At 64.1% G+C, this 11,604-nt stretch carries 22 protein-coding genes; 2 read left to right on the top strand and 20 right to left on the bottom strand.

Annotation, left to right across the window (positions count from 1 at the left end; all coding sequences use genetic code 11):
* Positions 1-141: 141 nt before the first annotated feature.
* Entirely contained in the window at positions 142-369 is a 228-nt protein-coding gene (locus tag M3A49_RS40855) for a hypothetical protein (protein WP_266233837.1), read from the top strand.
* A 227-nt stretch (positions 370-596) separates the two neighbouring features.
* On the opposite strand, the gene M3A49_RS40850 is transcribed toward M3A49_RS40855, so the two are convergent.
* The 20 genes from M3A49_RS40850 to M3A49_RS40755 all read right to left on the bottom strand — a co-directional run bounded on the left by M3A49_RS40850 (position 597) and on the right by M3A49_RS40755 (position 11,011).
* Entirely contained in the window at positions 597-761 is a 165-nt protein-coding gene (locus tag M3A49_RS40850; protein ID WP_266233836.1) for a hypothetical protein, read from the bottom strand.
* Positions 761-958 (bottom strand): hypothetical protein, encoded by a 198-nt coding sequence (locus tag M3A49_RS40845; RefSeq protein ID WP_266233835.1) that lies wholly within the window; start codon positions 956-958, stop codon positions 761-763. The genes M3A49_RS40850 and M3A49_RS40845 overlap by 1 nt, the downstream gene beginning before the upstream one ends.
* Before the next feature lie 16 nt (positions 959-974).
* Positions 975-1,280 carry a hypothetical protein gene (locus tag M3A49_RS40840; RefSeq protein WP_266233834.1) on the bottom strand — a complete coding sequence of 102 codons (306 nt, stop codon included), beginning with the start codon at positions 1,278-1,280 and terminating at the stop codon, positions 975-977.
* A gap of 1 nt (position 1,281) precedes the next feature.
* Positions 1,282-1,545, bottom strand: a complete 264-nt coding sequence (locus tag M3A49_RS40835; protein ID WP_266233833.1) for a hypothetical protein — start codon at positions 1,543-1,545, stop codon at positions 1,282-1,284.
* A gap of 2 nt (positions 1,546-1,547) precedes the next feature.
* The gene (locus tag M3A49_RS40830) at positions 1,548-1,925 is read right to left on the bottom strand and encodes a hypothetical protein (RefSeq protein WP_266233832.1); all 378 of its coding nucleotides are present in this window, start codon (positions 1,923-1,925) and stop codon (positions 1,548-1,550) included.
* 2 nt (positions 1,926-1,927) lie between these two features.
* Complete coding sequence (locus tag M3A49_RS40825) at positions 1,928-2,581, bottom strand: glycoside hydrolase family 104 protein (RefSeq protein WP_266233831.1); 654 nt, start codon at positions 2,579-2,581, stop codon at positions 1,928-1,930.
* Entirely contained in the window at positions 2,578-3,351 is a 774-nt protein-coding gene (locus M3A49_RS40820) for a hypothetical protein (protein ID WP_266233830.1), read from the bottom strand. Before M3A49_RS40820 ends, M3A49_RS40825 begins: the two co-directional genes overlap by 4 nt.
* Entirely contained in the window at positions 3,351-3,929 is a 579-nt protein-coding gene (locus M3A49_RS40815) for a hypothetical protein (RefSeq protein WP_266233829.1), read from the bottom strand. The genes M3A49_RS40820 and M3A49_RS40815 overlap by 1 nt, the downstream gene beginning before the upstream one ends.
* Positions 3,917-4,336 carry a hypothetical protein gene (locus tag M3A49_RS40810; protein WP_266233828.1) on the bottom strand — a complete coding sequence of 140 codons (420 nt, stop codon included), beginning with the start codon at positions 4,334-4,336 and terminating at the stop codon, positions 3,917-3,919. The genes M3A49_RS40815 and M3A49_RS40810 overlap by 13 nt, the downstream gene beginning before the upstream one ends.
* Positions 4,333-4,737, bottom strand: coding sequence for a hypothetical protein (locus M3A49_RS40805; RefSeq protein WP_266233827.1), 405 nt, complete (start codon positions 4,735-4,737; stop codon positions 4,333-4,335). Before M3A49_RS40805 ends, M3A49_RS40810 begins: the two co-directional genes overlap by 4 nt.
* A 3-nt stretch (positions 4,738-4,740) precedes the next feature.
* A complete protein-coding gene (locus tag M3A49_RS40800) occupies positions 4,741-5,142 on the bottom strand; it encodes a hypothetical protein (RefSeq protein ID WP_266233826.1) in 402 nt (133 codons plus the stop codon).
* A 74-nt stretch (positions 5,143-5,216) separates the two neighbouring features.
* Positions 5,217-6,011 (bottom strand): major capsid protein P2, encoded by a 795-nt coding sequence (locus M3A49_RS40795; protein WP_266233825.1) that lies wholly within the window; start codon positions 6,009-6,011, stop codon positions 5,217-5,219.
* 583 nt (positions 6,012-6,594) lie between these two features.
* Entirely contained in the window at positions 6,595-7,275 is a 681-nt protein-coding gene (locus M3A49_RS40790) for a DUF87 domain-containing protein (RefSeq protein WP_266233824.1), read from the bottom strand.
* A gap of 3 nt (positions 7,276-7,278) precedes the next feature.
* Positions 7,279-7,836 carry a hypothetical protein gene (locus tag M3A49_RS40785; protein ID WP_266233823.1) on the bottom strand — a complete coding sequence of 186 codons (558 nt, stop codon included), beginning with the start codon at positions 7,834-7,836 and terminating at the stop codon, positions 7,279-7,281.
* Positions 7,836-8,147: a hypothetical protein gene (locus M3A49_RS40780; RefSeq protein ID WP_266233822.1), complete on the bottom strand. Its 312-nt coding sequence runs from the start codon at positions 8,145-8,147 to the stop codon at positions 7,836-7,838. Before M3A49_RS40780 ends, M3A49_RS40785 begins: the two co-directional genes overlap by 1 nt.
* A 15-nt stretch (positions 8,148-8,162) precedes the next feature.
* Positions 8,163-10,154 carry a replication endonuclease gene (locus M3A49_RS40775; protein WP_266233821.1) on the bottom strand — a complete coding sequence of 664 codons (1,992 nt, stop codon included), beginning with the start codon at positions 10,152-10,154 and terminating at the stop codon, positions 8,163-8,165.
* On the bottom strand, positions 10,151-10,378 hold the full coding sequence (locus M3A49_RS40770; RefSeq protein WP_266233820.1) for a hypothetical protein: 228 nt from the start codon (positions 10,376-10,378) through the stop codon (positions 10,151-10,153). Before M3A49_RS40770 ends, M3A49_RS40775 begins: the two co-directional genes overlap by 4 nt.
* Positions 10,379-10,380: 2 nt before the next feature.
* Positions 10,381-10,641, bottom strand: a complete 261-nt coding sequence (locus M3A49_RS40765; RefSeq protein WP_266233819.1) for a hypothetical protein — start codon at positions 10,639-10,641, stop codon at positions 10,381-10,383.
* Positions 10,638-10,886 carry a hypothetical protein gene (locus M3A49_RS40760; RefSeq protein ID WP_266233818.1) on the bottom strand — a complete coding sequence of 83 codons (249 nt, stop codon included), beginning with the start codon at positions 10,884-10,886 and terminating at the stop codon, positions 10,638-10,640. Before M3A49_RS40760 ends, M3A49_RS40765 begins: the two co-directional genes overlap by 4 nt.
* Positions 10,883-11,011, bottom strand: a complete 129-nt coding sequence (locus M3A49_RS40755; protein WP_266233817.1) for a hypothetical protein — start codon at positions 11,009-11,011, stop codon at positions 10,883-10,885. Before M3A49_RS40755 ends, M3A49_RS40760 begins: the two co-directional genes overlap by 4 nt.
* Positions 11,012-11,226: 215 nt before the next feature.
* On the opposite strand from M3A49_RS40755, the gene M3A49_RS40750 reads away from it, so the two are divergent.
* Positions 11,227-11,604 (top strand): helix-turn-helix domain-containing protein (locus M3A49_RS40750; protein WP_266233816.1); only part of this gene is annotated, 378 nt, incomplete at its 3' end.

Genomic DNA, 11,604 nt, shown 5'->3' with positions numbered 1-11,604 from the left:
TTTATCTTATGTAAAATTGTTAGGCCCGCCGCCAATGATGCGCGGCGCATCGCCGCTTGATTATTTCCTGCCTGTTGATTCTGTCTTTCTTCGGCCCGCCATTTCAGAATCTTACGGCGGGCCGTAATACATGCATTTACCATGCTCGATTTGTTTGGCGACGTGATTATAACGTCTGACGATATCACGGCATGGGTGCATGCCGTCGCTCCCGCCTTCTGTTCCAGTGAGCGCGCCATGGCGCTCTACATCCGCCAGTGGGACGTGGTTGATAAAATCCGCCGCGCCAAACTGTCAGGCTATTTCGACTCCACCATAGAAAACGCCCGCGAGCGGCGGGCGTTCTTGCTTCGGCGCTTCCGTCTTTAAATCAGGCGGCGGCGGTCGTGGTTGCAGCGGTCGAGGCCGTCTTGGCCTTGTACCACATGAAACCATAGAGCAGCGCCGCGCCGATGGCGGCGCTTTTCCAGTCGATCTTGGGCATGTCTATCTCTGCGTGGTTGATGGGAAGCGCCGGTTAGCGCTTGACGAAACGGCCCGTGCGCGCGCTGCGCTTCGGGGTCTTGTGGTGATGCGTCTTGCGCTTGGTGGTGCGCTTACGAGTTGCCATGGGTCAGCCCCTTTTCGATGTGGTTGTTGAACCGGGTTTCGAGCGCGGCGATGCGCTCGTGCATGTTGCGAAGGTCCGCGCGGATCGCCGCATACGCCGCCCCGGCCGCGACGAGCGTTCCGCCGATCTGCCAGAGCAGCGCGGGCTCCATTACTGCGCTGCGGGAGCCGACTTCTCGCCGAGGAACACGCCGAGCAGACCGAAGATGGCCGAGGCCACGCCGCCGACCGCCGCGACCGTATGCGGGTCCACGCCGTTGGCGACTGCGACCGTGGAGGCCACGCCAGCCAGCGATGCCAGCGCCGCGTGGGTCGAGGGTTCCTGCAGACGTGCGAAAAATGCGTTCATGGTTAGGTCTCCGAGGTTAATTGCCAAAGCCCATCAAATACGACTCGTACTGCAACGTTCCGGTGTCCTGCACCGGATGAGCCATGTTCACTGCATTACTGTTTGCGTCGACAACGGCAGGCACCTGACTGGACGGCATGGCGTCGAGCAGTTGCCCGCCGATGGCCTGCGCGCCATTGACGGCGCTATCCCACAGCGTGCCCGCGACGTTGAACGCGATGCCCGATGCGCCGCCGTTCGATGTCCACTTTCTGTCCAGGTAGACACCGAGGCCGATCAGCGCGCCGAGCCCTACCAGCGTGAGAGCGGTTTTCGGTCCCATGTCAGAAGTGCCCGATTGCGCCGCTATAGTCGGACGGGCTAATGCCCGCGCCGCCCGGCGCGTTGATCGTGCCGAACATGTACGTTGGCTGTCCGCTGTAGGGGTCCCACACGCTGTTCGTGAAATTCGTGCCGTCCGCCGCCGTCCAATCCACGCCCTCCTGCTGCATGGCGTCGCCAAGCGCCGAGCGCCCGGCCTGCGAGCGGTTGTGTGCGTCCCATGCCCACATGAGCGCGATGAAAACGCCCCATTCAAGTTTGCTCATGGTCACATTCCGTAGGTTGCGGGCGAGAGGATGCCGTACATGCCGGACAACGGGCTTTCCTGCACCTGTCCCGTGTTCGTGTTGTACGTGAGCTGCCCCGGATCCACATACACGCCCGATGCATCGAACGTGCCGTTGCTGAATTCCGTGATGCCGCCGAGTTGAACGCGCGCCATGCTGTTGCCGCTCGTGGTCGCGACCGGCGAGCCCGCCACGTTGTTGACCACGTTCGACCAGAACGAGGCCGCGCCGCTGCCGATGCTGCCAAGCCCGTTTTGCGTGGGCGCGCCCGCTGCCGCGCCCGTCGATTTCTTCACCACGAGCGCGAGCACAAGCGCCGCGCCGCCCACGAGCAGAAGTCCGGTTTTGTCGAGTTTCATGCTTATGCGTCCGTCTGCACGCCGCCGTAGCTCGCAAAGTCCGTTTCGGCCTGCGCGAGCGTGCGCGTGGGTTGTCCGTAGGGCGCGCCCGGCAGGCTCGCCCACACCTTGTTGCACTTCGAAATCGCGCTATCGACGGCCCCGTTTTCCACATCGGCGAGCGCTCCGGCGCGCTTGATCAGCCAGCATGCCGCGATGTCCTGCGATGCGGCCGAAAAGTCAGGAAGGCTAAGCGCCGCCTGAATGTCCAGCCACGTGGGATAGTTGATCTGGTACGCGCCCGCCGCCGTGCTGTACGTCGAGCCGAACGGCACGCGCACGTCCGGATGCTTCGACATGTCCGAGAACTGCCCGCCGCCGAAAAGCGTGGTGTAGCCGTTCGCGCCGCTCGTGCCCTCGCCTACGCGCACCATGCGAAGAAACGCCTGCACGTTGCTGTTCGCGAGCGCCGAGGCCGGGTCCGAAAACGCGTTCTGGAAACCTGAATTCATGCTGTCCAATATCCCCGTAAAGAATCCGCCGGTCGCGCCGGTGTCCGTCTCTGTGCCGTCGCCCGTCATGTCCGCTGGCGTCGCCTGGCTGTTCGTCCACCACACATAGGCCGCTGCCGCGAGCGTCGCCGCCGCGATGAGATACAGCGGCCCCGGCCCCTTCATACGTTCGGCTCCTCGTACCACTGGAAATTGGTCACAAGGTCGGAATTCGCGACCGTGGACCACAGCGTGAGCCCCCAGCCCGGCGGCACCACGAGCGGTTCGATGTCGTAAATGTTCTGCAGCGTGTTTGCCTGTGCCGACGCGACCGAAAGCGCCGTGAACGTCTGGACTGACGATGCGTTCGTGTCCGCCATTACGCCGCCCTTCGCCGCCGTGCCGCCGCCAAGCTTCGACACGCCCTGCACGAGCCCGCCGGTCAGCTGCGTGTTCATGAATCCAATGTTCATGCTTTGCGCGGTCGAACTCGCCTTGATCACCACCGACTCACACACGAGGCGCACGCCGCTTGCGGCCGGGTTCCATAGCTGATTGCGTCCGTACACTGACGCCGCACCCGGCGCACCGGCCGCGCACGCGAATGCACTGTTGGACAGCGTGCGGAATTTGCCGCCATCCACCACGTTCACGGTTCCCTGCAGCGTGTTGTCGTCAATGCGACCGTTGCCGATCACAACCGACCCGATGATGGTTCCCGCGCCCACCGCGTTCGTGATGGTCCAACCGTTCGGGCCTGCCGTGCCGTCTTCCGGCAGGGTCACGGCCTGCCCCGGATAGAGCAAGATTTTCGAGCCCGGTTTGCTGCCTGGCGTGACGATCAGGCCGGTATCGTTGCCGCCCGCGTTGCCGAGCACGTATTTGATATAGCGGCCCGGCGCGTTCACCACCACTGCCGCGCCGCTTGCCGGTGCCGTGAAGTCGAATTTCTGCATTACGCCGCCTTTTTGCTGAATGCCGCGACGCCGACAATGGCCACGACCGCGAGCCCTGCCGCGATCAAATATCGGTTGTCGTTCTGCGACGCGATCTGCGTGGACGCGAGTTGCTGCGCGAGGCCGGTCACTGCCTGCGTGGTCTGGTTCACGCCGCCTTCCAGCGAGTTCGCGAGCGCCGTGTTCGTCTGGAGCATGGAAAGCCCCACGTCCGCGAGGTGCGACGTGGCCGCAACGACGCTTTTCGACACGTCCGTCATGCTGCTGTTGGCGTTGGCCGCTACAGCTGCGGTTCCGTTGATCGCCGCCGCCGCCGTCTGCGCCTGCGTGCCGAGCGCCGCGACCGCCGCGCCAATGCCCGCCTGCACCGCGCCTTGATCGGTCGTGACCGAGTAGGACGAGTAGGACGTCTGGTTGTTGTCGCCGGACACGCCGATGCCGTTCTGGACGGCGTTGCGCTTGTCCGCGTAGTTGTTGCTCGTGCTGCTGCTGCTGGCGTTGTCGGACGAACGGTTGCACGGCGTGACCGGCTCTCCGCGCGCCATGTTCTGTACTTCAGCGGGTCTCAGGATGCGCACAGTTTTTTCTCCAGAATCACACTGGCGCGGCCATAGCCCGCCCGTTCGAGTTTTTGCATCAGCCCTGCCCGCTTCGTTTCGATGCGCAGCGCCGCGCAATGCGCGCACTGCTTTTCGATCAGCGGCAGGACATACCGCACGAGGTCAAAGCCCGCGCGACCGTGCGCAATCGTCACTTCGCCGTGCACAATCGAGGCCTTCTTTCGGAAGCGCAGCGCGTAGAACGCCACTGGCTTGCCGTCCGCATACACGCGGAAAAACAGGGCTTGCCACAGGCAGTCCACCGCGTCCGACATGCCGCCGCTCGTGTCCGTCTTTTCCCGCATGCGCCCGCCGTCGAGCAGTCGCGCGACTTCGGCGCGCACCGCGTCCGTGACCGCTTCGCCCCGGATTTCGACGGTAATCATTTGCGCTTCGCGATCACGAGCACGACCGCCACGATGGCGAGCAGCACGAGCGGATCGCCGAGCGCGCCGGTAATCGTGTTCGGCGCGCCCGCGTTGGCGAGGCCCTGCGCGAGCGTCGAGACGGGATTAGCCGTCGCGCTTGCGCTGCCGTGGTCGCCGAAGTTGACCGACCAGCCCGAGTTGTCAACCGTGAACGGGTTGAACGGCGCGTTGCTGGATGTCTGGTTCGGGTCCGGCCCGCCGAGCGTGCTCGAAAGCACCTGCCCTGCCGCCATCGCCGCCGCGCTGTACGGGTTCGAATAGGCGAGGCCCTGCATTGCCCCGCCCATGCCGCCGCCGCTCAACGCGCCATTGAGCCCGCCCTGCACGCCGCCGAGGATTGCGCCAGTGCTTCCGTTCATGGCTTAGCCCTTATGGATAGCGAGCGCGATCACGGCAAAAATGCCGATGATCAGGATCGTGCGATTGCTCTGCGAACCGGTGATCACAGCCGCCTGCGCGCCCGCTGCCGCCTGCCCTTGCGCCACCAGCCCGGCCTGCGTCGCTTCGTACTTTTTGTAGTCGAGCAACTGGCTGTTGTTGTAGATGCTCGTGAACGCGCCGAGGCCCTGCGAGAGGATTTGCATGACTTGCGGCGCGTAGTTCGCGCCATAGCCCGCCTGATCCGCGCCGGTGATGGCCTGCCCCGTGTTCGGGACAATCACCGTGCCGTCATTCTGCGGTCCAACCTGCGAGCCGTCCGGCATGGTGAATCCCCATGCATCGGTGCCGCTGTAATACGCGTTCGGGTCCTGAGTCGGGTCCATGTTTGAGTCCTGAGAGTTTGAAAAAAGGCGCGCGGGACCGGGCAATCAAGCCGCCCGCGCGCCCGCCCCGGCTCTTACATGTTGCTCAGAACATCCAGCACTTCGACAACCGCCGTCACCGTGTCAGCCGCGCTGAAAGTCGGGTTGAATTCCAGCGAGGTCGCGTCCGCCGTGATGATGGCGTTCGTGTAGTTGTTGTCCGCGCACGGGTCGTAGCTGTAGAGGTTCGTCTGCGAGGTCTTCTGGTATTCGCCCTGCCAGAAGCTGTTGACGGCCTGGAGCACGTTGTCCCAAATCACGATGCCGTTTTTCTTCACTTCCAGCTGCGTGAGGTTGCCGCCGTGCGCGAAGTGCACGCGCTTGATGAGCGCGCCACGGTTCGTGATGTCGATAAGCTTCATCGGGAACTTGCCCGAGGCCGCAAACGACGCCGTGAACGGGATGTGCTTCGCCAGCACGCCGAGCTTGGCTGGCGGGCCGAGTTCCGAATAGCTGTCGAGCGTGGGAGCCGTGGCGCCCGCGATATCGACTTCGACCGTCAGCGACGATACGCCGCTGGACGTGTTGATGTTGCCCACGTACTGCTGCGCCATGGTCTTGGCGCGCGGCTCCGTGAAATCGATGGTCAGGAAACCAGCCGCCGCCGTGAGGCCCCGATACTGGTTGATCAGGTCCAGACGCGAGCCCACCGCGTTCACGATGATCTTTCCGTTCACCTTCACGCGGATGCCGGTAATCATGGCCTTCGTGAAGGTCGTGCCGCCGAGCGCGAGGATGATTTTGTTGTACGACATGCCGACCGGCAGATTCACGGTCGCGGTGCCCGTGGCAACAACGTTCGTGAACGGTACGTTTTTGACGAGAAGCATGGGTGCCCCTGTTTATGTGGTTGTGGTGGACGGGGACGCTTACGACACGATGGTCGTGAGCAGGGGCACGTTCAGCGACGTTGCCACAGGCCGCACGACGATCTTGGTCACGGCGTTCATCGCCAGAAACAGGGCGTAGGCCTTGAGCAGTTCTTTCATGGTTTCGACTCTCCGAAGTGAGCCGCCCCATGCGGCCCGTCTGTGTGAGCCCCGATGGTGCGACCGCCGAGCCGAAAAACACGAAAGCGCGACCTATAGAACGCGACCTATAGAGCGCGACGAAAAGCGGGGGAGTACTCGAAAAAATATTTGTCCGGTGCCCGCGCCTGGGTCGCGACCGGACAGGCGAAAAAAAACCCGCCGATGCGGGTTCGAAGCGGGTTCTATAGGTCGCGACTTAATGGGGCCTCCCTGCACCCCCTCTCGCATCGCTCGCAGCAATTGCAAAGCGTCGTCTCATCTCCCTGCCGCTGCAGATAGGGGCAAGGATGCGGACTATCGCCCGCGCATCTGTTGCACGTCTCGCAAACCGTCCCGTTATGCAGCCCTTCCGCTGGACTGCCATGCACTGAATCCACCATGATCACCCCCGTTTAATCTCACCTGTCCTGCAGTCTCGCCGGACCCATGCGAGGTCCGCCAGTTCGAGCAGTTCGTCTGGCGTGGTGCGCACGCAGCGCGCCACCGCTTTCGCGTCATCGTCATACATGAGCCGTCCGGTGCGCACATATGAGCAGTTGCCAAGAAAATCCTTGTCGATGGATGCTGGCCGCTGCGAGAGCCCGTATATCCGGATGCCTCGCTTGCGCCCGCGCCCCGTGAGCATACCCCACCCCACCGGCGAGCGGCTTGGCGTGGTCACGAGCTTGAGTTCGTCCACAACAAACGTCAGCCGCTCCGCGGCGAACGCGATGCGGCATATCACGTCGAACTGCGTGACCGCCGTTTTCGGGTCCGGCGATGGCACGAACACGACGCGCACCGGGCCTTCCGGCCCCGCCGCGCGAAACGCATTGATCACGTCTTGCACGCCCGTGAACTGCCGCCCGAACTTGCCCCACTCCGCGTCCGGGTCGAACACGAGCAGGCGCGCGGGGTTTTCGCGCGCGATTTCGGCCTTCACGTAGCTGGACTTTCCCGAGCCGGACGCGCCCATCACCGCCTCAATGTGCGCTGTCGCTTCGACGCCGTAATCGGGCGCGGCCCCGCCTGCCGCGCCCGCTGCCTTCGCGCGCCGTGGTGTATCCGTTTTGCGCGTCGCCATGCGTCACATTTCCGGGTAGATTTGGGCCGTCTGGACGGCCCGCACGAGTTCCGCTCCTGCGTCGACATCACCCACCGTCGCCGGGGCCGTTGGCGGGCCGGATTCTGCCGCCGCTGCGCCGCGAATCGTGTTTGGGTCCGAGAGCCCGCGCATGTGGCGCGCGAGTTCCGCGCGGTCTGTTGCGATCTTCAGCGCCACGAGCTTGGCCGACTGATAGAGCGCCGGGCCGCACACCATGAGCGCCACGAGTTCGCACGGCATCGCGCCCTCCACGTTCCAGCCGTACTTCTCCAGCACCGGCGCAATGGACGCGGCCATGAGCGCGCGCTTTTCCTCCGGCCAGCCCGCGCCCGGCGCGTAGCCGTCGAGCGCGGCCGAAGCGAGATCCACGAGCCCGGCCGCGCCCTTGGCATAGTCCGGTCCCATGTCCGCTTGCGCGCCTGGTGCGCCCGGCGCCATCGCCGGATTCAGCACGCCCGCCGCCTCTGCATCGGCCTGCGCCGCCATACCGGCCAGCGCATCGAGCCCCGGCATTGCCTGTTGTGGGTCGAGTTCAGCCATCACGCCCGCCCTGCCAGCATGTCGAACACGCCGCGCGTTGCCACCTTCGCGGGCTTCTCGCTCACCACCACGTCCGGCGCGCCCGGCACGCTATCCGCGACCGGTTGCGCAATCGGCCCGGCTTCGAACTTCGTCACGCGCGCCATGAGCAGCCGGTGCGCCTCCGTCCCCTCCTTGGCGTACATGGGCAGATCGCACCACTGGCACGAATGGTCCAGTGTGCCGTGCTCGTTTTGCTTCACCGGGATATCGCGTCCACAGCACAGGCACGCAGCGGTTCCGATGACGGCCTTTTTCGGTCGAATTTTCATGATTGGTCTCTCGCGTCAGTGTTTTAGATGCCCGCTTCCTGCGCCGCCTGCAGCACATACCGCATTGCCGTGTGAAGCGCCTCGAAATACGCCTTGCCCTGCAGTTTGACCATCGCGGGGAGTTGCCTGTATGCGTCCTCCGCTAGCCGGATCGCTGTATCCGCATCCCTCACCGCCTCTTGCCGCCTCGCTTCCACACCCACTTTTCACCCCCACCGTACAGTTATTTACACAGGTCCAAGGCGCGCGATGCTCGCGCTTGAAACCCAAATCAAAACCCTCAACCGGCTGCGCGGCATAGCCTGCGCGGGCGTGCGCAGCCGGGCGCAGAATCACCCATTCGTAGCGCTTCGATTCCACCGTTACCGTGCGCGCACGCCAATACGTTGCGATGCCGTCCACCTTGCGGTATTGGTCCGCATACTCGATCCCCACGATTTGCGCCGCGCCCTCTTCGCCATAACGGTTAAGCCCGCCTCCCTGAACCTTTGCGATCCGCACTCGATAGTTACGCCCGCACGACACGCCACCTTGAGCCTTAACGTAGCGATCCCACGCGACGGAAGCGTTGTCACGCCCCTCGAATACAGCAACCTTATTGACCGCGTTGTGTGCGTCACGCACAAACGGCGGCGCATCATCCGGCACAGCTTCCACTCTGCGTAGCTCGCGCCATACCGATACCGGCGGGCCGCCGATCTGCTGAAACTGACGAATGCGCCAACGGGATGCCCAAGCTTCGACGCGTGCGGATGTTTCGAGCGAATCATTGCCTTCAAGGTCTTTCTCCAGCCGGTAGCCGTCGATATTCTTCGCGACGTACTTCGCGATGTAGCCCGCCGCCGTGCCCTTCGCCGGGTCCATGCGCTTGAAGTCGCAGCGCTTCGCCTGCGCGCCGGGTTCGTCGCCATCCATGGCGAGCGCGTAGCGGCGCACGATGGTGCGCACCGTGTCAGCGTGCTGCGCCTCGTAAAAGAACAGGCAGTGCCAGTGCGGCGTACCGTCATGCTGCGGCTCCGCGATGCGAAAGCCGTACAGGTTCACGCCGCGCCGCGCGAGCGCCGCGCGAATGCGCGCCCACACGTCACGCAGATAGGCTTGCGCCTCGTCCGGCGTGGTGCCGTCCCAGTTGCCGTTATCGACCGTGCGCGCGCCCTGCACCTTGCGCCGGTGCATTTTCGAAGGGCACGTGATGGTCAGGAAAAGCCCGGCATGGCCCGCAGCAATGGCGATCCGTTCGAAGCCATTGATTCGGGTCATGAGTTCCGTGCGGCGGATTGCCTTGTTGGCCGTACCCTTCGCCGCGAGTTGCGCGAGCGTGAATTCCTGTTCCGTTTCGAGGTTTTTCGCAATCGTGTTCTCCAGCGTGGCCGCGTTGCGCTCGTTCTGGTAGCGCCGCGCCTCAAGGCTCCACGACGACACGTAGCACTCGCGATCTTTCGCCACCAGCGACAGGCCGATGGCCGCGCGCTCTACCGCTTTCGCGTGCGCCTTGCGCAGTTGCCCGCGCCACCAGTGCGCCGCGACCATGCGCATGACGGCGGGCCGATCCTCATAACGCGACGCGTCCGGCGGGGCAATGCCGGCGGCACGACATACGGGCACGAGTCGTAGCCGCTGCTCGTACGTATCCAGCGATGGTGAATCCACGGCGGCACCAGCAGCACGCACGCACTCAATAAAATCTTCAGTAGGAGCATGTTGTTGTTCCGCTTCGATGCCGAGCCGCTTCACGCGGCACCGCTCCGCCATTTCCCATGCGTGGTTGCACACGTCGTTGTCCGATGCGTCGAGCGGCAACGCGTCCGACACCGGGCGCAGCGACGCCACCGATGCGCGCAATTCCTCGTTGGCCTTGCGCCGCGCGATGCCCTCGCCTGCCGTCACGAGCGGATCGAACGAGCCGCGCCGCTTTTCCCATCGCGAAAGCAGACGAGCCGCCCAGGGGCGCGGGATGCCCGCGACCACTGACGCGGCCCATTCGCTGTCGCTGGAGAGTCGCTTCACAGGTCGAATGCCAGTTCGTTGTGCGGCACGAGGAACACGCGCCCCTCACTTTCGACCGCGCAGTAACCGCCCGGCACCTGCGAATGGCACGCATTCGGCTCCTTCGGGCCGACCGCCACCACGCGTCCGCGTTCGCCGTCGATTTCGGCGTAGAACGCGCCGCGCGCATCAATGCGCACCTTGTCGCCAGTGCGAAAGCGGGAGAGAGAGAGGGACGCGTGCATGGTCAGAACACGTGGTGGACGTTCACGTCCGCGTAAGCCACTTCGGCCACTTCGGACGGCTTGCCGTCCGCCGTTTCGTCAAACTTCACGACCGCCGAAACGGGCTTGCCGTCGCGGTCGTAGCTTGCCGACTGCACCACGCCCGCGCGGCCCGCGAACGGGTGCGGCGTGCTCACCTGCTGGCGCGGCTGGCCGTCGCCCATGTCCTTGAACGTGACGCTCGCCGCGTCCGCCTTCACGACTACCGTATCCCATGCCTTCATTTGCGTTGCTCCAGAAAAGTGGCGCGCGCCGTGCTGAATGTCCCCACCGGCACCGGCGCGCGCTTCTGTGTGCGATGGCGGGAAAGAATCGGTTCGAGCGCCGCGAGCGCTTCAGCGCGGGCGCGGTCGCTGGCTGGCGTGCGGCGCGGTGCCCATGGGACGCTACCTACTACGACGCGACCCATGGAGCCCGCGATGTAGGCGTGCGACACGTCCTCACATGCGGCGGGCTGGACTTCAGTCATGCGCCGAGCCAGTAGAAAAAGCGGTTGAGCGCGCGCGTCACGCGGGACGGGCGACGGAAATACGGGCCTTCGAGCGTGAAGCCGCCGAGCGATGCCGGATGAATTGGTAACGGTTTGTTTCGCATGACAAAACCCCCGATGTGACCCCGAAAGTGAGAAAACCGGCCCACCGTAAAGGCGAGGATCAGTCGCCACGGCGGGGTCAGGCCGTTTTCTGTGTGGGCCGGTGCACGAAATATAGTCTTCAGTTCAATACTACGTCAACACCCCAATCTGTTGCGCCTTGTTGACGTATTGACTTATCGTTAACTCCGGGTCACTTGACAAACGGGGTACGCGTATGAAATCGACTGAGCAATATCTGGATGAGGTGCGGGAGCGGCTGGAACTGCCGTCCGATTACGCACTGGCCAAGGCATTGGGATTGACGCGTGCTTCAGTGAGCAGCTACCGCGTTGGCCGCACCTTGCCGGACGATCTGGCGTGCGCGCGCATCGCTGATGCGATTGGGTGCGATCCCATGGAAATCATTGCCGCCATCAACTACCAGCGCGCCAAGAACGACGAGGCGCGGGCGCTTTGGGAGGGCATTTGGGGAAAAGTGGTGGGGGCTATCGCGCTGAGCTTGCCAGCGTCAAAGGCTGGCTCGTCGGTGGCCCCCTCCTCCAAGGGTGGTAAGGCCGGACCGCGTGATGATCGCGGTTCTTTTATCTTATGT

The sequence above is a fragment of the Paraburkholderia sp. CNPSo 3076 genome (assembly GCF_026343935.1).
GTDB lineage: Bacteria > Pseudomonadota > Gammaproteobacteria > Burkholderiales > Burkholderiaceae > Paraburkholderia > Paraburkholderia nodosa.
The sequence above is the reverse complement of the archived record's forward strand: the minus strand, read 5'-3'. Positions and strand labels throughout refer to the sequence as shown.